The sequence below is a fragment of the Arthrobacter sp. Soil782 genome (genome assembly GCF_001428435.1).
Classification (GTDB): Bacteria; Actinomycetota; Actinomycetes; order Actinomycetales; family Micrococcaceae; genus Arthrobacter_D; species Arthrobacter_D parietis.
Genome location: NZ_LMSO01000010.1, coordinates 13,552 through 36,988 on the forward strand (window position 1 = coordinate 13,552; position 23,437 = coordinate 36,988).

The following is a 23,437-nucleotide window of genomic DNA, read 5'->3' on the forward strand; positions in this document are numbered from 1 at the left end:
GCGGGAGGCCGTGCAGGTGGCGGATGGTTCGCCCGATTGAGCGCAGCCGGTTAGAATTGATGCAACAGCTGTGACCCGGCCATCACCGGTGAGCTTCCGGAAGAACGCCCGCAGATGAAGTTTCGCGTCCCGCGGGTCAGTAGAACCGGACGGGTAAGCCCGTAACAGCAGACATGAAGCGGCTTGCACTACTCCGACCGAACCCGGGCGGTGGAAGGCAGGCAAGCGAGGTGGTACCGCGGATTACTCACCGGGCTTTCACTGCCGGCAGGGGGATTCGTCCTTGCAGAATGGTTGTTACTGCCCGCCGAACGTCGCCAGCTTCAGGACACACCTCATGTCACAGATTTATCCCAAGGCCTCCGCCGCGGACCCGGCTGTCTCCGGCTCTGCCTCGCCCAGGTTCCCCGAACTCGAGGAACGCGTTCTGTCCTATTGGGACGGGGACGGCACGTTTCAGGCGTCCATTGACCGGCGCGACGCCGGTGAGAACGGGACCAATGAGTTCGTCTTTTATGATGGACCGCCCTTCGCCAATGGCCTGCCGCATTACGGACACCTTCTGACCGGCTATGCCAAGGACCTCGTGGGTCGCTACCAGACCCAGCGCGGCCGCCGTGTTGAGCGGCGGTTCGGTTGGGACACACACGGGCTTCCCGCTGAGCTGGAGGCCATGAAGCAGCTCGGCATGAGCGACAAGCAGCAGATCGAAGCCATGGGCATCGACAAGTTCAATGACGCCTGCCGCGCTTCGGTGATGAAGTACGCGGGGGAGTGGCGTGACTATGTCACCCGCCAGGCGCGCTGGGTGGACTTCGAGAACGACTACAAGACCCTGAACGTCGAGTACATGGAGTCGGTGCTCTGGGCCTTCAAGACCCTGCACACAAAGGGTCTGACCTACAACGGATACCGGGTGCTGCCGTACTGCTGGAAGGACGAGACTCCGCTGTCCAACCATGAGTTGCGCATGGATGACGACGTCTATCAGGACCGCCAGGACCAGACAGTCACTGTAACGTTCCCGATCACGGCCGGAGAGTCCGCCTTGTCGAAGGAGCTTGCCGGCGTCGAGGCCCTTGCCTGGACCACCACACCCTGGACGCTGCCCACCAATGCGGCCCTCGCGGTCGGGCCGGAGATCCACTACGCGCTGATACCCGGCGCCGGTACTTTTGAGGGACGCCGATTCCTCATCGCCGAGGAACTGCTGTCCGGGTATGCAAAGGACCTGGGATATTCCTCCGCTGAAGAGGCGCGTGCCGCCGTCGTTGGAACGCACCGCGGCACGGAGCTGGGCGGACTGCAGTATGAGCCGCTCTGGGGCTACTTCGTCGATCCTGAACGCGGCGGCTACCGCAATGCGTTCCGGTTCCTCGTTGCCGACTACGTCACGACGACGGACGGCACCGGTATTGTGCACCAGTCGCCGGCGTACGGCGAGGAGGACCAGAAGATCTGCGAGGACGCAGGAATCCAGGTGATCCTCTCAGTTGACGAGGGCGCGCGCTTCCTACGCACCTTCGAACAAGGCCCCCTGGCCGACATCGTCGGATTGCAGGTCTTCGACGCGAACAAGACCATCACCCGCGTACTGCGTGATAGCGGCAGGCTGGTGCGGCAGGCAAGCTACGTGCACAGCTACCCGCACTGCTGGCGTTGCCGCAACCCGCTCATCTACCGCGCCGTTTCGTCCTGGTTCGTCGAGGTCACGAAGATCAAGGACCGCATGGTCGAGCTGAACCAGCAGATCAACTGGATCCCGGACAACGTCAAGGACGGCCAGTTCGGCAAATGGCTCGAGAACGCCCGGGACTGGTCGATCAGCCGCAACCGCTACTGGGGCAGCCCCATACCGGTCTGGGTGTCAGATGACCCGAACTACCCGCGTACTGACGTCTACGGTTCCCTGGCGGAGATCGAGCGCGACTTCGGGCGAGTGCCGCGCAACGCAGCGGGCGACGTAGACCTGCACCGCCCCTTCATCGACGAGCTGAGCCGCCCCAATCCGGATGATCCCCGGTCCCCTGAGGAGGGCCAGTCGACTATGCGCCGCGTGGCGGACGTTCTTGACGTATGGTTCGATTCCGGTTCCATGCCGTATGCACAGGTCCATTACCCGATGCAGAACCAGGACTGGTTCGAGTCCCACAACCCGGCCGACTTCATTGTCGAGTACATCGGCCAGACACGCGGTTGGTTCTACACGCTGCACGTCCTGGCCACCGCGCTGTTTGACCGGCCGACATTCAAGAACGTCATCAGCCACGGCATCGTGCTCGGCTCGGACGGTCAAAAGATGTCCAAGAGCCTGCAGAACTACCCCGACGTGTCCGAGGTTCTGGACCGGGACGGCTCGGATGCCATGCGCTGGTTCCTGATGGCTTCACCCATCCTGCGCGGCGGCAACCTCGTGGTGACCGAGCAGGGCATCCGGGATGGAGTCCGGCAGGTGATCCTGCCGCTCTGGAACGTGTGGCACTTCTTCCGCCTGTACACGAATGCCGCCGCCGGTGGAGCAGGCTATGAGGCCAGAACGGTGACGGCCGAGGCCGCCGAGTCCCTTGCCGACCCGCTGGACCGCTATATCCTCGCCTACACGGGGAATCTGGTGGAGGACATGACGGCCTCCCTTGACGCGTTCAACATCAGCGACGCCTGCGAGTCGCTGCGACGCTACCTGGACACGCTGACCAACTGGTACGTCCGCCGCGGCAGGCAGCGGTTCTTCGACGAGGACACAGCCGCTTTCGACGTGCTCTACACCTGCCTGGAGGCGGTCACCCGCGTTGCGGCTCCGCTGCTGCCGCTGGTCACCGAAGAGATCTGGCGCGGCCTGACCGGCGGGCGCTCGGTGCACCTGACGGACTGGGCTTCGCCGTCGTCGTTCGCTGCAGCGCCGGAACTGGTGGAGCGGATGGAACGCACCCGCCAGATCTGCTCCACGGGATCGAGCCTGCGGAAGGCAGCGAACCTTCGCGTGCGCCTGCCGTTGGCCGAGCTGACCGTCGTGGCACCGCAAGCCGGGGAGCTGGAGGGCCAGTACCGGGCAATCATCGCTGATGAGCTGAACATCAAGTCCGTCCGGTTGATCGATTCCGCGGATGTCTCGCCGGAGGAGTTCGGGATCTCGCAGCGGTTGGCTATCAACGCCCGCGCCGCCGGACCGCGTCTGGGCAAGAACGTCCAGAGTGCCATCAAAGCAGCGAAGGCGGGGGACTGGTTCGTGGACGACAACGGTGCCGTCACTGCGGGCGGTCTGGCTCTGGAGCCGAGCGAATACACCCTCGAGACGGTGGTCGACAGGAACGACGACGCCGGCGCAACCACCGCCGTGACGGTGCTGCCCGGCGGGGGCTTCCTTGTGCTCAACACGGAAGTCACGCCCGAACTCGCAGCGGAAGGTACGGCCCGGGACATCATCCGGTCCATCCAGCAGGCGCGCCGGGACGCTGATCTCCATATCAGTGACCGGGTGGTCACCACCGTGGAGGCGGACGCCCAGACCCTGTCCGCACTCGAGGCACACGCCGAGCTGGTCAAGCAGGAGACGTTGACAGACCAACTGGAACTCGTTGCCGCGGCCACCTCCGGTACGGATGGAGTATCAGTGAAGGTGGAGAGGCAGGCATGAACGCTGGAATGAACGCTGAGGGCTTTCCAACCGGAAGCGAACGGGGAATCGATCAGTTCTCGGTCGAAAGCGTGTATGCCGAATTGTTGAGCCGTGCGCCGGAAAGCAAGATGGAGCCCCGGATGGCCCCCTTGTTCCGTGCGATGGAAATCCTCGGCGAACCCAATCGGGCAGTTCCGATCATCCACATCACCGGGACCAACGGAAAGACCTCTACGGCGCGGATGATCGAGGGCCTGCTGCGGGCGCACGATCTTCGCACAGGCCGCTACACCAGTCCGCATCTGGCACGGGTAACGGAGCGGATCAGCATCGACGGGGAACCTGTTTCGGACGAGACGTTCGTGCGGGTCTGGGACGAGATCCGGCCATACCTGGAGATGGTAGACGCTGAGCTGGACGAAGCTGGCGACCCGCGGCTGACCTACTTCGAATGCGTCACGATCCTCGCGTTTGCCGTCTTCGCCGACGAGCCGGTGGATGTAGCTGTCATTGAAGTGGGACTTGGCGGCATCACGGACGCCACCAACGTGGGTGACGGCGCGGTCGCCGTCGTCACACCCATCTCCCTCGACCACACCGAGTTGCTCGGTGACACTCCGGGGGACATCGCGCTGGAGAAGGCTGGGATCATCAAGCCGGGCGGATTCCTGGTCAGTGCTGCCCAGCCGGCGGATGCAGCGCAGGTGCTCCTGGAGAAGGCGCGTGATACCGGCGTCGAGTTCCGTTTCGAAGGAGTGGAATTCGGAGTGGAGGACCGGCGCATTGCCGTCGGCGGGCAACAACTCACGGTGGCGGGCATCGCCGGCCGTTATGAGGACGTGCTTCTGCCACTTCACGGGGAACACCAGGCGCAGAACGCGGCGGTCGCCGTTGCGGCGGTAGAAGCGTTTCTCGGCGGCGGGTCACGGCAACTGGATGACGACGTCGTCCGCGATGGATTGAAAGCCGTCACCTCACCCGGCCGGCTGGAACTGGTAAGGACCGCCCCCAGCATCCTCGTGGATGCCGCCCACAACGCCGCCGGCGCTCGTGCTGCAGCGAAAGCAATCAACGAAGCGTTCGAATTTACCAAGCTCGTACTCGTTATCGGCGTCCTCAAGGACAAGGATGCAGGAGCGATCCTGAGCGAGCTGCACGAGGAACTCGGCGGAGTGCTCGAGGACGTCTGTCTCACCCAGTCCACCTCGCCGCGGGCCATCCCGGCGGAGGAACTGCGGCGGCTGGCGCTGAGCGCCGGCTTCGCGGACAACCGCGTCCATGTTGCCGAGCGGCTGGACGATGCCCTCGAGTGGGCCGTCCTGACTGCCGAGGAGGGCACCGAGCTCGGCGGCGCAGGCGTCCTCGTCACAGGATCAATCACTGTGGTGGGCGAAGCCCGCACGCTGCTGGGGAAGTAAGGGGAACGCAGATGGCTCGCCAGACAAAAGCGCAGCGCGAATGGCGACCGGGTATGCCGAAGAAGCGGCGCTCGGTCAAGGTCATGTTCGCGTCAACGGTGCTCCTGCTCGAAGCCTTCGTTGTGCTGTTCGCCACGCTGGTGGTGTTCGGCCTGCGCTCGGACACCATCCCGGTGGGCGTGATCCTCGGCGTCGGGCTTACCCTGAGCGCGGTGCTCATTGTCTCCTGCGCGCTTCTCACGAAGCCGTACGGAATTCTGATCGGGTGGATTCTGCAGGTGCTCATCATAGCCACGGGCATAGCTGAACCGATGATGTTCCTTGTGGGTATCCTGTTCGCGTTGACCTGGCTGTACGGGATCCGCACCGGCGCTCGGCTCGACCGGGAGAACGCCCAGCGGGACCGCGAACAGGCTGAATGGGATCAGGTCAACAAGTCCGAAGGCGACAACGGCCAGCAATCGCTTTAGTAGAGTCAACGATGGAACTCGCCGGGTATCCGGCCAACTGATCTCAATCGGAGGAAAAACATGAGTGCTGAACGGACCCTGATACTGGTAAAGCCCGACGGCGTTGCCCGCGGACTCAGTGGAACCATCCTTGCCCGCGTCGAGGCAAAAGGCTACAAGCTGGTCGATATGAAATTTGTACACGCTACCCGGGAGATCCTGGAAGCGCACTATGCCGAGCATGTGGGCAAGCCGTTCTACGAACCACTCGTTGAGTTCATGCTGAGCGGCCCGGTGGTCGCAGCCGTCTTCGAGGGCGAGCGCGTCATCGAGGGCTTCCGATCGCTCGCAGGAACAACAGAACCGACAACGGCGGCGCCCGGCACCATCCGCGGGGACTATGGTCGGGACTGGGGGCTGAAGGTCCAGCAGAATCTCGTGCACGGCTCTGATTCGGTCAAATCTGCTGAGAAGGAAATTTCTATCTGGTTCGGCTGAATTTGGTGCGGCTGAATGCCGGCTCACCGAGTTGATAGCCTTGGGCAATGACTGAATATCGCAGACTTGGCACATCAGGACTGAGCGTGTCGGTGATTGGCCTGGGGTGCAACAATCTGGGGCGGCCCGGAACCGCCTCAGAATCGCAGCGCGGTGCCGCTGCTGTCGTCAGTGCCGCTCTGGATGCCGGAATCACCCTCTTCGATGTCGCGGATTCCTACGGACGCTCTCCCGGTGTCAGTGAGGAACTTCTTGGCCGCGCGCTGGGGAAAAACCGCGATGACGTGGTGGTTGCCACCAAGTTCGGACTGGACCTCAAAGGGGTGAACGGTCCGGACTGGGGAGCGCGCGGGTCACGCCGCTACATTCTGAAGGCCGTCGAATCCTCGCTCAAGAGGCTCAACACCGACTGGATTGATCTCTACCAATACCACGCACCGGATGCCGCGACCCCGATCGACGAGACGCTCGCAGCGCTGGACCAGCTCGTGCAGAGCGGCAAAGTGCGTTACATCGGGCATTCCAACTTCGCCGGCTGGCAGGTCGCGGAGGCGGAGTATGTGGCTCGCCAGTTGGGCACTACCCGCTTCATATCCGCGCAGAATCACTACAATCTTCTCGAGCGGGCGCTCGAGCGGGAGGTGGTTCCCGCCGCACAGTCCTATGGGCTTGGACTTCTCCCATACTTTCCGCTGGCCAACGGGCTGTTGACCGGCAAATACGCGGCGGGTCACGCGCCGGCGGGGAGCCGGTTAACGCACTCGCGCACTAATCTGCTCGATCAGGCTGACTGGGAGCAGCTCGCAAACTTCAGCGCCTACGCGCGTGCACGGTCCCTTTCAGAGTTGGAAGTTGCGTTCTCCTGGCTGGCCAGCCGTCCCGCCGTAGCCAGCGTCATCGCCGGGGCAACGAGGCCGGAGCAGGTTCGGCAGAACGCAGAAGCGGCCCGGTGGATTCCTTCCGGGGCTGACCTCGAAGAACTCGAGCACATCTTTCCGGCAAGTTCCTAACGGCGCCGACGCGCCCCAACCGCGTCGAGCGGGCAGTTAGCCTCCGGAGAGAAGAACTGCCCGCCGAAGCGGTTGTAGGTGAATCAGTGGAAGGATTTCCCGTTGACCCGTCTCGACGCGCCGACCCTGTCCAGATAGGGCGTGATGCCGCCAAGATGCATCGGCCAACCGGCACCAAGGATCATGCACAGGTCAATGTCCTCCGGTGCAGCGACCACTTTCTCCGCGAGCATGCGGCCGATCTCATCGGCCAGGGCGTCCTGCGTTCGTCGCAGGACCTCCTCGCTGGAGGACGGTGACGAGCCGAAACTGAGCAGCGCGAGCGTGGATTCGGACGCTACCTCCGTGCCGGCGTCGTCCTGCTCCCATAGTCCCTTCTTTCCCGCGTCGATCAGGATCTGTTGATTTTTGGACAGGTAGAAGCGGTCGCCGAAGGCCGTGTTCAGTGACTCCTGCACGTGCTGACCCACCGGCAACCCCACGAGTGCGAGCAGCTTGAAGGGTGTCATCGGCAGCCCCATGGGCCGCAGCGCCCTGTCCGCGGTGGCAGCGTCGGTTCCCTCATCAAAAGCCGCAGTGATTTCGCCGAACATGCGCCCCAGTATCCGGTTCACAACGAAGGCGGGGGCGTCCTTGACCAGCACTGCGGTTTTTTTGAGTTCCTTGCCGACCGCGAAAGCTGTCGCCAGGACCTCGTCCGCGGTACGCGGAGCCTTCACAATTTCCAGCAGCGGCATGGCGGCCACCGGATTGAAGAAATGAAAACCGACGACGCGCTCGGGATGCAGGAGATCCTCAGCCATGGCGGCTACAGAGAGCGAAGAGGTGTTGGTTGCCAGAACGCATTCAGCCGAGACCACTTGCTCCACCTCTGCGAACACTGACTTCTTGATGTCCAGTTCTTCAAAAACAGCTTCAATCACGAAATCGGCGTCGGCGAAGGTTTCCTTTGACACCGAGCCGGATACGAGTGCTTTGATGCGGTTTGCCTTATCCGGGGAGAGACGCCTCTTCGCCAGCATCTTGTCGACTTCCGAGTGGACCCAGCCGACTCCCTTGTCTACCCGCGCCTGATCAATGTCTGTGAGGACAACGGGGACGCTCAGCTGACGGGCGAACAGGAGCGCGAGCTGGCTGGCCATGAGTCCTGCACCCACCACGCCCACTTTTGTCACCGGCCGGGCAAGCGAGCGGTCCGGCGCTCCCGCCGGGCGCTTGGCCCGCTTCTGCACAAGATCGAGGAATGCGTAGACCGTGTCATGAAATTGCGGGGTGAGCATCAGTTCGGTCAAGGCTGCACATTCGGCCGCAGCAGATTCCGCCTGGGTCCGGGTTCGAGCAGACTCGAAGAGGTCCAGGACCTTTCCGGGCGCGGGCGCGGCGTTCGAGGTTTTCGCCTCGACGAAGGTCCGGCCGGCCGCGGCGGCCGCTTCCCAGTCGCCGTCGTCATATGCCGACAAGGCGGCGCGGCGGTCGTGGATGCCTGCCGCGTTCTTCAGGACATCCGCCGCCCAGCGGATGGACTGCTCGAGGAAATCTGCGGGTTCGAAGAGCGCGTCAGCGATGCCGATCTCGTAGGCGGCCTGCCCATTGAGGGTGCGGTTGTTGCTGAGCGGGTTCTCGATCATGACCTTCACCGCGGCGCGCGGGCCGGTTAGCCGAGGCAGGCGGTATACCCCTCCCCAACCGGGAACCAGCCCGATGAACGCTTCGGGTAGCCCGATGCCGTTTGCACCGGTCGAGACCGTTCGATAGTCGGCAGCGAGAGCGATCTCGAGTCCGCCGCCGAGGGCCACTCCATTGATAAAGGCGAAGCTGGGAACACCGAGGGACCCGAGCAGATTGTAGGCGGCATGGCCGAGCTCTGCCATCAGGCGGCCATGTTCGGACGCTTTCAATGACTTGACTGTGGAGAGGTCTGCACCCGCCGCCAGGAAATAGGGCTTCCCTGTCAACGCTACGGCGGTGATCTCGCCTTGCACCGCACGGCCCTTCAGGGTTTCGAGGGTGCGCCCGAACTCGATGAGCGTGGCCGGTCCCAGGGTGGTGGGCCTGCTGTGGTCCAGCCCATTGTCGAGGGTGATCAGTGCCATGGTTCCTGCGCCGCCGGGAAGCGGCACATCTTCCACGAGTGAGTGCGTGACGACCTCCCCCGGCACCAGCGCGGACAGTTCCTCAAAGCGGTCGAAACTCATGCTGCTTCCTCCGTGATGTGTCCTGAGTAGTCGGCGTGATGCGGGTTTTCCCAGATGACGGTTCCGCCCATGCCCAGCCCAACACACATGGTGGTGATTCCGTACCGGACCTGCGGGTCTTCCTCGAACTGCCGGGCCAGTTGAGTCATGAGGCGCACCCCGGACGAGGCGAGGGGATGGCCTACCGCGATGGCTCCGCCATAGCGGTTCACACGCGGATCATCATCGGCGATGCCGAAGTGGTCGAGGAAGGACAGAACCTGGACGGCAAATGCCTCGTTGATCTCGAAGAGACCGATGTCGTCGATGGTGAGGCCGGCCTGGCTCAGGGCCTTTTCGGTAGCGGGTACGGGGCCGATGCCCATGACCTCCGGCTCCACCCCGGCGAACGAGTAGGCGACCAGGCGCATCTTTGCAGGAAGACCCAGTTGGTGTGCGGCCTCAGCGGAAGCAAGCAACGCGACTGTGGCTCCGTCATTGAGTCCGGCTGCGTTGCCGGCCGTGACCCGCCCGTGCGGGCGGAACGGGGTGCGAAGCGCGGCGAGGTCCTCGAGAGTGGTGCCGGGCCGCGGCGGCTCGTCCTGCTGGCTGAGCGTCCAGCCTGAGGCCGGCTTCCTTCCGGCGACTGGAACGAGATCCGGCTGGATCTGGTTTCGCCCGTACGCTGCAGCGAGCTTCGTCTGGCTGGCCACTGCGTAGGAATCCGCGCGATCCTTGGTGATGGCGGGAAAGCGGTCGTGAAGGTTCTCTGCCGTATTGCCCATATTCAACGCTGCGGGATCCACGAGACGCTCCGATAGAAAACGCGGATTGGGATCGGTGCCTGAGCCCATGGGGTGGTTGCCCATGTGTTCCACACCTCCGGCGATTACAACATCGTAGGCGCCGAAGGCGATGCCTGACGCAGTAGTTGTCACCGCGGTCATGGCACCGGCGCACATGCGGTCGATGGCGAACCCCGGGACTGTTCGCGGCAGGCCCGCCAGCAGGGCAGCGGTTCTCCCGATGGTGAGTCCCTGATCACCCGTCTGCGTGGTTGCGGCGATAGCGACGTCGTCGATCCGCTCTGGAGGCAGGGAAGGGTTGCGGCGCATCAGCTCGCGGATGCACTTGACGATCAGGTCATCGGCCCGCGTGCCGGCGTGAATCCCTTTGTCTCCGGCCTTGCCAAAGGGTGTCCGGACGCCGTCGACGAAGACCACGTCCCTGATCTGTTGCCGTGCTGCTGTGGCTGGTGTGGGCACAATCGCTCCTCATTGGGTTCGGGAATCCGACGCTTATGTTACTCGCGGGTAACATTGTGCCGCAACATGCCGAACTGTTATTGCTTCGGCGCTTTCGGCTGCTTCGGCTGAAGTGGGTCGGGATCAAGAAACGCTACGGTGAGCACTGCGGCAACGTGCTCGATCTGCCAGCGGCGTGCGCCGAGGTCAGCAAGGGAGGCGGCGATCGACTCGAGGTCGAGCGGCTCGGGCGGACGCCACGCCACCCTCCGCAGGAAGTCGGGAGTCAGGAGATTCTCCACCGGCATAGTCAACTTCTCCGCGACCGCAGCAATCCGCGGTTTGGCGGTTTGCAGGCGTGCTGCTGCCGCCGGGTCTCTTTCAGACCAGACACGAGGGGGCGGAGGAGCGTTCGTGGGCAGCTGCAGTTCGGGGAGATCGCGGGTGGTCCGTGCCATCGAAAGACACCGAAGCCACCGTGGCGCCTCGCGTTGTGCGGCCCGACCATGGAATCCGTTGACGGCCAGCAGCTGGGGGACCGTTTGCGGCATTGCTTTCGCGGCCGCCACGATTGCGGCATCGGGAATCAGCCGGCCAGGCGCGACGTCGCGCTTTTGGGCCAGCAGTTCCCTTTCCTCCCACAGCTCGCGGACGGCAGCCAGCTGCCGTCGGTCGCGAATCTGGTGAACCCCGGATGTCCGCCGCCACGGATCTGTTTTCGGGGGTGCCGGCGGGCTGGAGCGAATGAACTCGAACTCTTCCTCGGCGAAGCGCAGTTTGCCGTCCTCGCTGAGTAACTCAATAAGGCGGGCGCGCAGCTCAATCAATACTTCGACGTCGAGCGCTGCATACCGGAGCCACGGTTCAGGCAGGGGACGCTGGGACCAGTCTGCTGCAGAGTGTTCCTTGGCCAGCGTGAATCCGAGCAGGTGTTCGATCACAGCGGCCAGACCAACGCGCGGGAGTCCGGCGAGCCGCGCTGCAAGTTCGGTGTCGAAAAGTTTGTCCGGCCACATGCCCAACTCAGACAGGCAGGGAAGGTCCTGGGTTGCCGCATGCAGGATCCATTCAACGCCGGAGAGTGCCTCGTTGATGATACGCAGATCAGGAAATGGCTCCGGATCGATGAGCCAGGTTCCTGCGCCTTCCCTGCGGATCTGCACGAGGAAAGCCCGCTGCCCGTACCGGAAGCCCGATGCACGCTCGGCATCCACCGCCGCTGGTCCGGTGCCGGCGGCGAGCTCACTGGCGGCGCGCTCCAAACCTGCCGGTGTGTCGATGACGTAGGGAACGCCGTCTTGGGGTTCGTCAAGAAGCGGCAGGACGGCGATGGAGCCCTGTCCGGATGCGTCGTCGTTGTGGGCGCGGCTGTCAGGCTCGGATTGCACGGTCATGATGATTCCAGTCTAGCCGGGCACGTTCGGGGATGCCGGGGAAGTGGGATTCCGACGCCGGTGCAGCTGTCGGCATGCACGGGAAAAGACTGAAGGTTAACTTCGGCGCCGGTTCGGGAGCGCTGCAACTCCCTCAGGAAGCGGCGGAAGACCGGCAAAAGTGCACACCATGTCCGCCCATGCCTCCAGATGTTTCTGGACACTGTCCGAATCCGGAGTCCAGGAAGCTCGCAGCTCGATGTCGATCGTGTCTACTCGGTCGGCGAGTGATCCGTAGCTTTCGGAGAGAATGCGCGTGGCGGTGCCGCCCGCGGACCGATACCCGGCGTCGTGTGTCTGCAGTGCCTCCACCAGCCACGTCCACGCCACGGATCCGAGGAGGGCGTCGTTGCCCATATCGGGTTCGAGTTGGGCGCGGATATAGGTAACGATGCGAAAGGTGCCATCCCAGACCTCGGAGCCGTCCGGGTCATAAAGGAGTATGAAGCGGCCGGTGGCAAGTTCTTCGGCGTGATTGTCCGCGAAAGCAGCCCGTGCAGGTCCATGCACCGGCAGGGGACCCGGCTGGGCGCTCTGAAGGACTTCAGCTCCGAGAGCCACCGCATAGGGCGCAAGGCGGGAAGGAGCCGGAATCTCGTCGAGGCGAAGTTCATTACGGCATCTCGCCTGCCTCAGCCCGGCCAGGGCGTTCAGGAATTCAGGGGGAACCTGCGAGAGGTCACCAATTGCACTCACTCTCGCAGGTTATGCCCCAATCGCTTCCGCGGCCGGGCAGCCACGCCGGGTGCAGGGGCATCTGCCCAACGGCCTGAGTGCTTAGGAAGAGCGGGTTTCGCGTCGGATGGCCTCCGCAAAGGCATCTACATCTTCGGCGGTGGTGTCGAAGGTGCACATCCAGCGCACCTCGCCGGTCGACTGGTCCCAGTCGTAGAAGCGGAAGTGTTCGCGGATTCGGTCTGCCACGCCAGGAGTGAGGATAGCGAACACGGCGTTGGCCGCCGTCGGCTGGGTAAGCTGGACGCCGTCGATTCCGGAGACCGCCGCGGTGAGCCGTGCAGCCATGGCGTTTGCGTGACTCGCCGAACGCAACCACAGGCCGTCTTCAAGCAGCGCCACGAGCTGAGCGGACACAAATCGCATCTTCGAGGCGAGTTGCATGTTCATCTTCCGGAGGTACTCCAAACCGGTGGCAGCAGTGGGATTCAGGACAACAACGCACTCGCCGAACATGAGCCCGTTCTTGGTTCCGCCGAACGAGAGAACGTCGACGCCCGCGTCGCGGGTGAAGGCGCGCAGCGGCACGCCGAGAGCGGCTGCCGCATTGGCAATCCGTGCTCCGTCCATATGCAGGTGCATGCCCCTGGCGTGAACGTGATCCGCGATGGCGCGGATCTCCGCGGGAGCGTAGAGCGTCCCCAGCTCGGTGGTTTGAGTGATCGATACGGCGAGCGGCTGTGCCCGGTGCTCATCTCCCCATCCCCAGGCTTCCTGATCGATCAGCTCCGGCGTGAGCTTGCCGTCCGGTGTAGGAACGGCCAGCAGCTTCATCCCGCCGATTCGCTCGGGCGCCCCATTTTCATCGACGTTGATATGCGCGGTCTTGGCACAGATGACTGCGCCCCAGCGGGGTAGCAGCGACTGGAGACTCAGTACGTTGGCGCCGGTTCCGTTGAACACCGGGTAGGCGATGGTGTCAGCTCCGAAGTGCTCCCGCATGAGTTCCTGGAGCCTTCGGGTGTACACGTCCTCCCCGTAGGCAACCTGATGGCCTTCATTGGCGGCTGCCAGCGCGGCCAGTATCTCGGGATGCACGCCGGAGTAGTTGTCCGACGCGAAGCCGCGTACCTGGGGATCGTGGAGACGGGCGGGAGCGGAGATGGTGTCAGTCACTGGTCCATTATCTCGTATCGGGAAGCAGGGGAAGTTGTCAGGACGCGGGGTTGACCCGTTGCCCGTTGATTGCCGCCGCATCGAGCTCGAACAGGCCGGCCAGAGTCGCGGCGAGATCACGAACATGGGTGTACCCCGGGAAGCGGCGTTCGGGACTCTCAGCACGCATTTTTTCGTCGAGAAGAGCCTTGACCACCACGATCGAGGCAGCGGCACGGGCTTGCTCGCTCGGGTGCGCCGCTGCGAACTCCTGCCCCACAGCGCGCACCCACGTCTCAGCCGCCGCTTTGATCGCTGCATACGAAGCGCTGGAGGCGGTAGGTGAATCGACCGCCGTCGCTGACACGATTGCAAGCCTGCCCCGCTGTGACCGTTCCAGGTCGCCGGCGAACGCCCTCGAGGTATTGCGAAGGGTGGTGAGGACCGAACGATGAAGGAAATCGTAGTCCTCGTCGGATTGCCCGGCGATGCCTGAGCCGCCGCGCCAGCCGCCCACCAGGTGAATCAACCCATCCACGGTGGTTCCAGCAGCGCGCAGGTCGTTCGAGAGCGACAAAACGGCGGCGAAATCCGCGAGGTCACAGGTTCTCAATTCCGCACCTGACAGGTGGCCAAGCGCTCGTTCAAGGCGCGTGGAGTCTGATCCGACCGCAATGACGCGGGCGCCGGCCGAAGTGAAGGCTTCGGCAGCCGCTATACCCGCCTGGCTGGTTGCTCCCGCAATGAGAACGTTCAGACCTGACAGGCCGGGAGACTCCGTCACGCGGTAGCCCCGGTAATCCCCGCGGTGGACGCGATGACGTCCTTCATCTTCTTGTCCAATGCCTCGAAGAACATTGAGAGGGGGAATTCGTCATCGAGAACCGCATCGGTCAGGCCGCGTGGAGGACCCTCCAGAGGCAGTGCGTCGGCTCCCTTGGCCCACACTGATGCCGGATGCGGGGTCACTGTTTCGGAAACCAGCTCGTAGGCTGCAAGCCAGTGTGCAATCTTCGGCCGGTCGATCGAGCTCCAGTAAAGCTGCTGAATCTTCTCGCCGAGTGCAATAACGACGCCGGGGACTTCCTCCCAGTCGATGGTCAGCGTGGTGTCGGTCCAGTGGAGAACGTGGTTCTGGTGGAGCCAGGCGAACAGCAACTGTCCGCCCAAGCCGTCATAGTTCCGCACCCGGCTGCCGGTGATGGCGAAGCGGAAGATGCGGTCGAAAATAACTGCATACTGCACGAGGCGTGCGTGGTGGCGGGCCTCCTCGGAGGCGTCGTCGTCGGCTGCAATCCTCACCGATTCGCGGAAAGCGGTGAGATCGCATCGCAGTTCCTCAAGTGAATACAGGAAGTACGGCATGCGCTGCTTGATCATGAAGGGATCGAAGGGGAGATCACCGCGCATGTGGGTGCGGTCGTGAATCAGGTCCCACATGACAAAGGTTTCCTCCGCCAGCTGCTGGTCCTCGACGAGTTGCCGGGCTTCATCCGGCAAGTCCAGGCGCGTGATCTCTGCGGCTGCGGTGACGACGCGACGGAAGCGTGCCGCCTCGCGGTCCGCGAAGATGGCGCCCCAGGTGAACTGGGGCGTCTGCCGCACAGCGACGGTCTCCGGGAACAGTACGGCGGAGTTTGTGTCGTAGCCCGGCGTGAAGTCCAGGAACCGGATCGGTACGAACAGCTTGTTCGAGTATTCTCCCGCCTCAAGCTCGGCAATGAAATCGGGCCACACGACTTCGATCAGCACTGCCTCGACAAAGCGGTTGGAGCTGCCGTTCTGCGTGTACATCGGGAAGACCACAAGGTGCTGCCGCCCGTCCACCCGATCCAGTTGAGGTTGGAATTCAACCAGGGAATCGAGGAAATCGGGCACCCCGAATCCTGAAGCTTTCCACCGGACGAAGTCTTCCATCAGAGCCTCGTGGTAGGCGGCGTCATGGGGGAAGAGGGGAGCGAGTTCCCTGATTGACCGCACGATTGTATCTACGTGCGTTCCGGCTCCGGTCACCTCCGACGCATCGGCGATGGATCCATCCTTGGCCTGCAGGTTCTGCAGGGAGGCAGCTGCGCTCTTGAGCGCCAACCAAGCATCATGATGGTGCGGGCTCTGTGTAGTTTGGGGCCGTACGTGGGAGTCGAGGGTCTGGGTCACGATTCCTCCTCATGGTGGTGGGCTGTTGGTTTCCACGAGCGTAACAACGGAACAGCACACCTGATCCTCAAATGGATGCAACCTAAGGAACTCTAATGCTCAGACTGCCTCGGGTCTCAGAGAGGCACAGCACTGCTGGAGCCCTGGCGCTTGGGTGGGTCGCTGTGAAGGGCGTCAGTCCTTCGGGATCAGCCTCATGGACACCGAATTGATGCAGTAGCGCTGATCAGTGGGAGTGCCGTAACCCTCGCCCTCGAACACGTGCCCGAGGTGTGAGTCGCAGTGTCCGCAGCGAACTTCGATCCGTTCCATGCCGAGGGCCCGGTCCTTGATGTAGCGGACCCTGTCTTCGGCCAGCGGCGCCCAGAAAGACGGCCAACCGCAGTGTGAGTCGAACTTCTCGTTGCTGGTGAACAGTTCATGACCGCATGCCCTGCACTGGTAGACCCCCTGTGCATGGGTGTCGTGATACTCACCGGTGAAGGGACGTTCGGTTCCCGCCTGTCGAAGTACGTAATACTCCTCCGGAGTCAATTCCCGGCGCCATTCCTCATCACTCTTCTGGATGGGGGAGTTGTCAACATGCGGTAGTGATTCTGATGTACTCATGTTTCCTTCAACGCCTAGGAGTCACCGATAAATCCCGAGCCCGCATAGAGGTGGAGAACGGGGACCCCGAGCTTCTCCTGAGCGCGGTTCGCCCAGTCCCGGTGAAGCGTGTCAGCGACCGCATGCGGCCGCGTGATGACCACTGCCTGGTGTGCGTCGCGTTCCCTCACTGCATTGACCATCGCCTCCACCGCGTTACCCCGGGCGGTGAAACCATCGGCCCTCAATCCCGCGCCTGTCAGGGCCTCAAGTGAGCCTTGAAGAGCCTGATCGGCGGAGATACGGACCTCCTCCTCGGTGGGCCGGTGGGACAGTCCCTGCACTGCCTCGCTGAATTCCAGGAGACTCAGATGATGGAGGAACTCCCCGAGCACGTTTGTGTGCCGGTCTTCCGGAACAACCACTGTGTACGTAGAGTCACCTCCATCGACCAGCGACGACAAATGGGTGGCGTCAGCGGCTGTCAACGGCACCTCAGCGAGCACAACGATTGTTTCCTCCATGTGCCAACAGTAGTCGCCGACCCACCCGCCACCTAGGAGCGGCTCGACACTCCACGCATGGGGCAGTCCGCTGCTGCGCCGCTCGCGTAGGCGAGAATGTAGCCATGCCTCTCAGCTCCCCTCCGGCCGAAGCGGACCGTCAGTCATGGCTTCGTTGGGCAGTCCTCGGACTTGGTTCCGGCGTCGCCGTCAGTTCCGTCATCGCTGGTGCGGCCTCCGCTTTGGCAGCGCACTTCGCTAAAGAGGTGGTTACCCCGCGGAAACGAGACGAGAACCTGGAGATCTTCGCCGTAGTTCAGACGGGCGGAGGCCTGGAAGTGATTCTCCCGGCGAACGAGGACACCACCGTGGACGGCACCTACAGTCTGTACTTCGACGAGGGCCGCGGGCATGCCCGGATAGGAGCGATCCGTTCGTTCGTCCCCCGGGAGGGCACAGTTCAGCGTGAGGTGGAGGCGGTCTACTCGGGTGACATCAGAACGGCAATACGGGGCTGGTGGAGCGGTGCCGCCTACCCCACACCCTCGGCCCTCGGCTTCGCAGACGAACACGTGGACGTACCTGTTACCGGCGGCACCGCGCCCGCCTGGCTGGTGCGTGCTGAAAATCCTGCCGCTACGTGGGCGATCATGGTGCACGGTAGGGGAGTGCAACGCTCCGAAGGTCTGCGCGCAGTGCACACAGCACGCGAACTCGGTATGACCAGCTTGCTGGTTTCCTACCGCAATGACGGCGAAGCGCCTTTCGCTGCTGACGGCAAATACGGGCTGGGCATGACCGAGTGGCAGGACATCGAGTCCGCGATGGAGTACGCCTTTGACCAGGGTGCACAAGATGTCGTGTTGTTCGGCTGGTCCATGGGAGGCGCAATCTGCCTGCAGGCGGCGGATGTGTCCGGGTACCGCTCGAGGATCCGGGCGTTGGTGCTTGACGGCCCGGTGATTGACTGGATGAATGTCCTGACCCACCAGGCAGAGCTGAACCGTATTCCCGCTCCGGCCGGCAGGCTGGGCCAGTGGCTCATCTCGAACAGCTTCGGACGGATTGTGACCGGATTGTCAACACCGGTGGATCTGAAAAGCATGGACTGGGTGTCGAGGGCGGACCAGGTGACCATCCCCGTCCTGATTCTGCATAGTGAGGATGACGAGTTTGTCCCGGTAGGACCCTCCGCTGAGCTTGCCGAGCGCAACCCCGGTTTTGTCACGTTCGAACGGTTCTACCGCGCACGCCATACCAAGGAATGGAATGTTGACCCTGCGCGGTGGCACTCGGTGACAGCGGATTGGCTCCTGCGCGAGGTGTTTGGCCGCGTGGAACCGAAGCGGGCCCTAAGCCGCCCCTGATTCCCGTATCTTGCGCTTGATCCGCCCCAGCATCGCCGCCATGCCGCGCATGCGCAGGGGAGTGATGGCACGTGTGAGGCCGAGCCTCTCGGGAACGTCATCCGGAACAGCAAGGATCTGCGCTGCAGGCAGCCCGTCCAGGCCTTCCCGGAGCACGCCGGCGAAACCACGGGTAGTAGGAGCTTCCTGAGGCGCCGAGAAAAACAAGGATACGGATTTTTCGGCGTCATCGGCAATATCGAGAGTCAAGAAGAGCGGGCTCTGACACTCCACAACCTGCTCCAGAAGCTCCGGATGGTCAGTGAGCCGCTCTGGCAACGGAGGAAGTCCCCTGGAAAATTCAAGGAGCAACTGGAGGCGGTCCGGTTCGGACAAAGCCTGGAAATCGTCCACGATCTCGGCGAGCTGCTGGGGCAATGCGCTTGTTTCCACTGTCATCCTCACGAGTGCCCCGGGACCGTGACCCCGGGGCTTCAGTCTGTCTGGGTTTGTTCTATCGCTGCCGGGCGGGAACAGGGGCCACGCCGGGCTCCGACCCTTTAACGATCGGCACGCGTACTACGTTGCCCCACTCGGTCCATGAGCCGTCGTAGTTGCGCACATTCTCGAAACCGAGAAGGTGCTGAAGAACGAACCAGGTGTGGCTGGAACGCTCACCGATTCGGCAGTAGGCGACGACGTCGTCCCCTTCATTCAATCCTGCCTCGCCGCGGTAGATAGCATCCAGTTCACCCCGTGTGCGGAAGGTTCCGTCATCAGCAGCGGCACGTGCCCAGGGCACAGACACAGCTGACGGGATGTGCCCGCCGCGCAGCGCGCCCTCTTCCGGGTATGCCGGCATATGGGTACGCGCGCCGGTGTACTCGTCAGCGGACCTGACATCGATCAGCGGGTTACCGAAGTGGCCCAGAACATCAGTCAGGTAGGCCCGGATGGGAGCGTCATCGCGCTCGACCACCGGATATTGAGTTGTTTCGGGCCGGGGTACGTCCGTAGTGAGGGAGCGGCCCTCCGCAATCCACTTGTCGCGTCCGCCGTCGAGCAGGCGTACGTCCTCGTGTCCGAACAAACTGAAGACCCACAGCGCGTACGCGGCCCACCAGTTCGATTTGTCACCGTAAATCACGATGGTGCTGTCCCGGGAGATGCCCTTGGCGGACATGAGACGAGCAAAGCCTTCGCCGTCGACATAATCGCGGGTGACGTCATCATTGAGGTCCGTATGCCAGTCGACTTTGACGGCCCCCTCGATGTGGCCCGTCTCGTAGAGAAGCACGTCCTCGTCCGATTCGACAATCACGAGACCCGGCGTGCCGAGATTGTCCGCAAGCCACTGGGTTGAAACCAGGCGCTCGGGGTGGGCGTACTGGGCAAACTTCTCATTCGAATCTGTTGCGACACTCATCCGTTGGAGCCTTCCTGCATTGGTGATAGCTCTTTCCTATCTACCCTAACCACGCGTTCTACCAATTATTTCCGGGCAGGTCACAGGGCGCCATATAAAGTTGGACGAGGGGTCCGGCTACCTTGAACGGGGTTGGCGCGGCCCGCTGTCAAAGGTCCGAATGGGCCGCTGGGGCTGGCCCGGCTGCTGACGTATCCTTGCCTAGCACGGCTCGCAAAGGCCTGCTTGTAGATCGCCGACGAAAGACGCACTCATCTGTGGCCACCATTGAGCACCTGACCCAACGATCGCCGCAGGTATCTGTGGATGAACTGCTGGACGGCTTTTTCCCGTCACAGCGCTTCGGAGCCGTATCTTTCGATTCCTATCAACCCGATCCGGGGCAGCCGTCGCAGACCGCCGCGGTCAAGGCCCTGCGCCACTTCGCAGCAGCCGTGAACACCCCCAAGCCAAGCGGCCTTCGCAAAATCTTCGGGGCAAAGCGCGAGGAGAGCCGCGCAGGCATCTATCTCGATGGCGGCTTCGGGGTGGGCAAAACGCACCTCCTTGCTTCCCTCTGGCATGCCAGCGAAGGAAAGAAGGCTTTCGGAACCTTCGTGGAGTACACAAATCTGGTCGGTGCTTTGTCCTTCAGGCGTACAGTGGACGCGCTGAGCACATACCAACTCGTCTGCATTGACGAGTTCGAGCTGGATGACCCTGGTGACACAGTATTAATGTCACGGCTGATGCGGGAGCTGGCGGATGCTGGAGTGAAACTTGCAGCAACATCGAACACGCTGCCGGGTTCCCTGGGGGATGGCCGGTTCGCGGCCGTTGATTTCCAGCGCGAGATCCAGGTTCTTTCGGACCAGTTCGACGTCGTCCGGATCGATGGCGAGGATTACCGCCACCGTGGACTTCCGGAAGCCCCCGCACCATTGACCGAACAGCAGGTGCGACGCCGGGCTAGGCATCTGCCGGACGAGGTCACGGTTGCCGAAGACAACTTCGGCGATCTCATCAAGCACCTGGCGGGTGTTCATCCCAGCCGGTACCGGCAGCTCATCGATGGCATAGACGCCGTTGCCTGGCACGAGGTGTACACCATCACCGAGCAGGCGGTGGCACTGCGCTTTGTCGTGCTGGCTGACCGCCTGTATGACCGGGATGTACCGATCCTCGCCAGCGGTATGCCGCTGAGTGACCTCTTCACACCGGAAATGATGTCTGGTGGCTACATGAAGAAGTACTATCGCGCTGTTTCCCGCCTGACCGCCCTGGCCCGCCAGGGAGCGGAAGCGGGCGGCTGAAGCGACCGCGAAGGTTTCCGGCGCGACTTCCGGGATGACAAAGGCGCCGGCGCTGCCTCTCGGCAGGGTCGGCGCCTTCTTGTCGTGCTAGAGGCTGATTATCAGGCCGAAGCGTTGGGTGGTTCAGCCGGCCGGTCGATGTCCTGACCGTCAATCACAAGTCCGGTTGCCTTGTCCTTCAACTCTCCGGCCCTGCCTTTGAGCCCGTCAACTACAGACACAGACACCTCCCTTCTTTCCCGTGGAACCTGTTGTTCCACCCACTTTCATCATCATAAGGAGCAGAGAGGAGCCGGCCAAGGGTTTGAGCTTTCGCCCTGAGCGTGATCCGTCTTGCTGGGGGTGCAGCAGTGTGCGAATCTGAAGTGGCCAAGCAGGCACCCGGACGAGGTGCGCCGTACCCGGCCAGTGACAAGACGGCGCTGGAGGAGCGAGCAGACCATGGCGTGGTTTGTACTGGTTGTGTCAGGAGTGCTTGAGGCCGTATGGGCCACCGCGCTTGGGAAGTCTGAGGGATTCAGCAAGCTATGGCCGACGGTGATTTTCGCCGTGGGACTGGTGTTGAGTATGGCTGGTCTTGCATGGGCCATGCGAACGTTGCCGACCGGAACGTCCTACGCGGTATGGGTGGGCATCGGCGCTGCCCTGACGGTCACTTATGCAATGATTTTCGACGGCGAGGCGGCCTCGGTGCTGAAGGTCCTGCTGGTCCTTGGGATAGTCGGCTGCGTTATTGGTTTGAAAGTTCTTCATTGAGCCGAACAGACCCGAGGACAAGGACAGGCTCCCTCCAACAGGAGGGAGCCTATCCTGTCGCCGCAGGAGAGCGGACGACGGGATTCGAACCCGCGACATCCACCTTGGCAAGGTGGTGCTCTAGCCAGCTGAGCTACGTCCGCGAAAAAGCGCCCCCGTGGAGGCGCTTTGTGTGGGCGATACTGGGATCGAACCAGTGACCTCTTCCGTGTCAGGGAAGCGCGCTACCGCTGCGCCAATCGCCCAGGTCTTGCAATTCACCGTATGGAGGTGGGGACGGGATTCGAACCCGCGTATACGGCTTTGCAGGCCGCTGCCTAGCCACTCGGCCACCCCACCGTGACCCGCCGAAGCGGGATCACCAGCCGGAGCCAGCGAATACAGTGACTTGCGAGCGGACGACGGGATTCGAACCCGCGACATCCACCTTGGCAAGGTGGTGCTCTAGCCAGCTGAGCTACGTCCGCAGAGAAAATTGCCGGGACTGAAATGAGTTTCCCCACGGTGCCCTGCGTCTTTCCAACGAATAAAAACAATATCGGAGGAACCGGGCTTCGTCCAATTGAGTGGACTTCGGAGCGCCGCGCCCTGCAAGGGGCAGTTCTACGTTATAAGCACAGATCAAGTACACACTTCACGCTCCCGAGCCGGAGTACCCGCGAAGAAGTGTCGGACCGGGATGACACACTTGTTGCATGACCGAGCCGCTCCTCGCACACGCCACCGAACGCGGGCGTATGTATTCCCGATCCGTCACGGATGATCCCCTGGTTCCTTCCATCACCACCGTCATCTCGCAGGCTCAGAGTTCCTCGCTGGATGGCTGGTTCGGATACATGGCCGCCAGTGCCCTTGCACAGGATCCGCGCCTGGCGTCCTCGCTCGGCAACCCAAGCGAAATGCGGGCAGTCATCAAGGACGCTTCGAAAGCGGCCGAGCGCTACCGCGATGATGCCGCGCGGCGCGGAACACGTGTGCATCACTACTGTGAGCAGGTTGCTCTCCGCGACCTCGGACGGCCGCACCGCCTGGACGAGGCCCGCACGGATCTTGCCCAGCATGGGGAGGATGCCTTCGCTGCCCGTTTCGATGAGTGGTGGGATCTTTACCAGGTAAAGCCGATCGCACCCGAAATTACCGTCTGGAACTCGGAACTGGGCTATGCCGGGACCCTTGACCTGGTGGCCACGATCGCCGGACGCTTATGCGTCGTCGATTTCAAGACCCGCGCCACGGATCGCGATGGCATGGTGAAGCCGCTGGACGAGAAGGTAGTCATGCAGCTCGTTGCTGGTATGAAGGCACAGGAATCGTTGGTGGACCCGCATGCAGGCACCTGGGAACCCTGGAAATACGGGAAAGATCCTGTTCTGCTGGGTGTGGCGATCGGCCAGACCGAAGTCCGGGCGCATCGGGCAAATCCGGATGTCCTCAAAGAGCACTGGTTCAAGTTCTGCGCCCTGCGGCGGGCGTGGGAAGCCGGCAGCAATGCGGCCGGCGCGGGACGCCCGCTCCTGACCGTTCCTCCGCCGCCGCGGGCCGCTGTTGGGGTGCCTGCGACCAACAGGTTGGAGAGCTCAACCGGCAGGGGCAGCGCCGGACATCCCCCAGAGGAAGGGAACCGCGACTGCGCGACTCAGGGCGGGGTTCCAGAGCATTCGATGGAGGGTTGAGGATCGCCCTGGCCTAGAATTGAC

General features: G+C 62.9%; 20 protein-coding genes, 4 tRNA genes and 1 riboswitch. Of the genes, 9 read left to right on the forward strand and 15 right to left on the reverse strand.

What is annotated here, in order from left to right; translation table 11 throughout:
- Window positions 1-337 precede the first annotated feature (337 nt).
- From ileS to ASH00_RS13510, 5 genes are read left to right on the forward strand one after another with little or no spacing between them, the layout of a single operon-like run.
- Window positions 338-3,634, forward strand: a complete 3,297-nt coding sequence (gene ileS, locus ASH00_RS13490) for an isoleucine--tRNA ligase (RefSeq protein ID WP_056549369.1) — start codon at window positions 338-340, stop codon at window positions 3,632-3,634.
- Complete coding sequence (locus tag ASH00_RS13495; protein WP_235563313.1) at window positions 3,631-5,034, forward strand: bifunctional folylpolyglutamate synthase/dihydrofolate synthase; 1,404 nt, start codon at window positions 3,631-3,633, stop codon at window positions 5,032-5,034. The genes ileS and ASH00_RS13495 overlap by 4 nt, the downstream gene beginning before the upstream one ends.
- Window positions 5,035-5,045: 11 nt before the next feature.
- Window positions 5,046-5,504, forward strand: coding sequence for a DUF4233 domain-containing protein (locus ASH00_RS13500; protein WP_056549371.1), 459 nt, complete (start codon window positions 5,046-5,048; stop codon window positions 5,502-5,504).
- 60 nt (window positions 5,505-5,564) lie between these two features.
- Complete coding sequence (ndk, locus tag ASH00_RS13505; RefSeq protein ID WP_056549373.1) at window positions 5,565-5,981, forward strand: nucleoside-diphosphate kinase; 417 nt, start codon at window positions 5,565-5,567, stop codon at window positions 5,979-5,981.
- Window positions 5,982-6,028: 47 nt separating this feature from the next.
- A complete protein-coding gene (locus ASH00_RS13510; protein WP_056549375.1) occupies window positions 6,029-6,991 on the forward strand; it encodes an aldo/keto reductase in 963 nt (320 codons plus the stop codon).
- 83 nt (window positions 6,992-7,074) lie between these two features.
- Here ASH00_RS13510 and ASH00_RS13515 read toward each other — a convergent pair whose 3' ends face one another.
- The 9 genes from ASH00_RS13515 to ASH00_RS13555 form a co-directional block, all read right to left on the reverse strand.
- Window positions 7,075-9,186, reverse strand: a complete 2,112-nt coding sequence (locus tag ASH00_RS13515) for a 3-hydroxyacyl-CoA dehydrogenase NAD-binding domain-containing protein (RefSeq protein WP_056549377.1) — start codon at window positions 9,184-9,186, stop codon at window positions 7,075-7,077.
- On the reverse strand, window positions 9,183-10,430 hold the full coding sequence (locus ASH00_RS13520) for a thiolase family protein (RefSeq protein ID WP_056549379.1): 1,248 nt from the start codon (window positions 10,428-10,430) through the stop codon (window positions 9,183-9,185). The genes ASH00_RS13515 and ASH00_RS13520 overlap by 4 nt, the downstream gene beginning before the upstream one ends.
- A gap of 77 nt (window positions 10,431-10,507) precedes the next feature.
- Entirely contained in the window at window positions 10,508-11,803 is a 1,296-nt protein-coding gene (locus ASH00_RS13525) for an HRDC domain-containing protein (protein ID WP_056549381.1), read from the reverse strand.
- A 96-nt stretch (window positions 11,804-11,899) separates the two neighbouring features.
- Window positions 11,900-12,529, reverse strand: a complete 630-nt coding sequence (locus ASH00_RS13530; protein ID WP_056549609.1) for a DUF3000 domain-containing protein — start codon at window positions 12,527-12,529, stop codon at window positions 11,900-11,902.
- Between the two features lie 90 nt (window positions 12,530-12,619).
- On the reverse strand, window positions 12,620-13,693 hold the full coding sequence (locus ASH00_RS13535; protein WP_056549383.1) for a threonine aldolase family protein: 1,074 nt from the start codon (window positions 13,691-13,693) through the stop codon (window positions 12,620-12,622).
- Between the two features lie 37 nt (window positions 13,694-13,730).
- Window positions 13,731-14,456: an SDR family NAD(P)-dependent oxidoreductase gene (locus ASH00_RS13540; RefSeq protein WP_235563314.1), complete on the reverse strand. Its 726-nt coding sequence runs from the start codon at window positions 14,454-14,456 to the stop codon at window positions 13,731-13,733.
- A complete protein-coding gene (locus ASH00_RS13545; RefSeq protein WP_056549385.1) occupies window positions 14,453-15,829 on the reverse strand; it encodes a DUF6421 family protein in 1,377 nt (458 codons plus the stop codon). The genes ASH00_RS13540 and ASH00_RS13545 overlap by 4 nt, the downstream gene beginning before the upstream one ends.
- Window positions 15,830-16,003: 174 nt before the next feature.
- A complete protein-coding gene (gene msrB / locus ASH00_RS13550) occupies window positions 16,004-16,438 on the reverse strand; it encodes a peptide-methionine (R)-S-oxide reductase MsrB (protein ID WP_056549388.1) in 435 nt (144 codons plus the stop codon).
- Window positions 16,439-16,452: 14 nt separating this feature from the next.
- On the reverse strand, window positions 16,453-16,941 hold the full coding sequence (locus tag ASH00_RS13555) for a hypothetical protein (RefSeq protein WP_056549390.1): 489 nt from the start codon (window positions 16,939-16,941) through the stop codon (window positions 16,453-16,455).
- A gap of 104 nt (window positions 16,942-17,045) precedes the next feature.
- On the opposite strand from ASH00_RS13555, the gene ASH00_RS13560 reads away from it, so the two are divergent.
- Complete coding sequence (locus ASH00_RS13560; RefSeq protein ID WP_056549392.1) at window positions 17,046-18,287, forward strand: alpha/beta hydrolase family protein; 1,242 nt, start codon at window positions 17,046-17,048, stop codon at window positions 18,285-18,287.
- Here ASH00_RS13560 and ASH00_RS13565 read toward each other — a convergent pair.
- Both ASH00_RS13565 and ASH00_RS13570 read right to left on the reverse strand, forming a co-directional pair.
- A complete protein-coding gene (locus tag ASH00_RS13565; RefSeq protein WP_056549394.1) occupies window positions 18,273-18,725 on the reverse strand; it encodes a SufE family protein in 453 nt (150 codons plus the stop codon). The two genes, ASH00_RS13560 and ASH00_RS13565, sit on opposite strands and share 15 nt — an antisense overlap.
- Window positions 18,726-18,780: 55 nt before the next feature.
- Window positions 18,781-19,692, reverse strand: coding sequence for a sulfurtransferase (locus tag ASH00_RS13570; RefSeq protein ID WP_056549396.1), 912 nt, complete (start codon window positions 19,690-19,692; stop codon window positions 18,781-18,783).
- Window positions 19,693-19,949: 257 nt separating this feature from the next.
- On the opposite strand from ASH00_RS13570, the gene zapE reads away from it, so the two are divergent.
- A complete protein-coding gene (gene zapE, locus ASH00_RS13575; RefSeq protein WP_056549398.1) occupies window positions 19,950-20,984 on the forward strand; it encodes a cell division protein ZapE in 1,035 nt (344 codons plus the stop codon).
- 363 nt (window positions 20,985-21,347) lie between these two features.
- Window positions 21,348-21,410: riboswitch (guanidine-III (ykkC-III) riboswitch) on the forward strand.
- 15 nt (window positions 21,411-21,425) lie between these two features.
- Window positions 21,426-21,740, forward strand: a complete 315-nt coding sequence (locus tag ASH00_RS13580) for a DMT family transporter (RefSeq protein WP_056549400.1) — start codon at window positions 21,426-21,428, stop codon at window positions 21,738-21,740.
- A 69-nt stretch (window positions 21,741-21,809) separates the two neighbouring features.
- Here the strand turns inward: ASH00_RS13580 and ASH00_RS13585 are convergent.
- From ASH00_RS13585 to ASH00_RS13600, 4 genes are all read right to left on the reverse strand, one after another.
- A tRNA-Gly gene (locus ASH00_RS13585) sits at window positions 21,810-21,883 on the reverse strand.
- Window positions 21,884-21,913: 30 nt separating this feature from the next.
- Window positions 21,914-21,985: transfer RNA gene (locus tag ASH00_RS13590), tRNA-Val, on the reverse strand.
- 20 nt (window positions 21,986-22,005) lie between these two features.
- Window positions 22,006-22,079 (reverse strand) — tRNA-Cys (locus ASH00_RS13595).
- Between the two features lie 54 nt (window positions 22,080-22,133).
- A tRNA-Gly gene (locus ASH00_RS13600) sits at window positions 22,134-22,207 on the reverse strand.
- Window positions 22,208-22,435: 228 nt separating this feature from the next.
- Here ASH00_RS13600 and ASH00_RS13605 point away from each other — a divergent pair.
- Complete coding sequence (locus ASH00_RS13605; protein WP_235563317.1) at window positions 22,436-23,413, forward strand: cytochrome; 978 nt, start codon at window positions 22,436-22,438, stop codon at window positions 23,411-23,413.
- The last annotated feature ends 24 nt before the right edge of the window (window positions 23,414-23,437 follow it).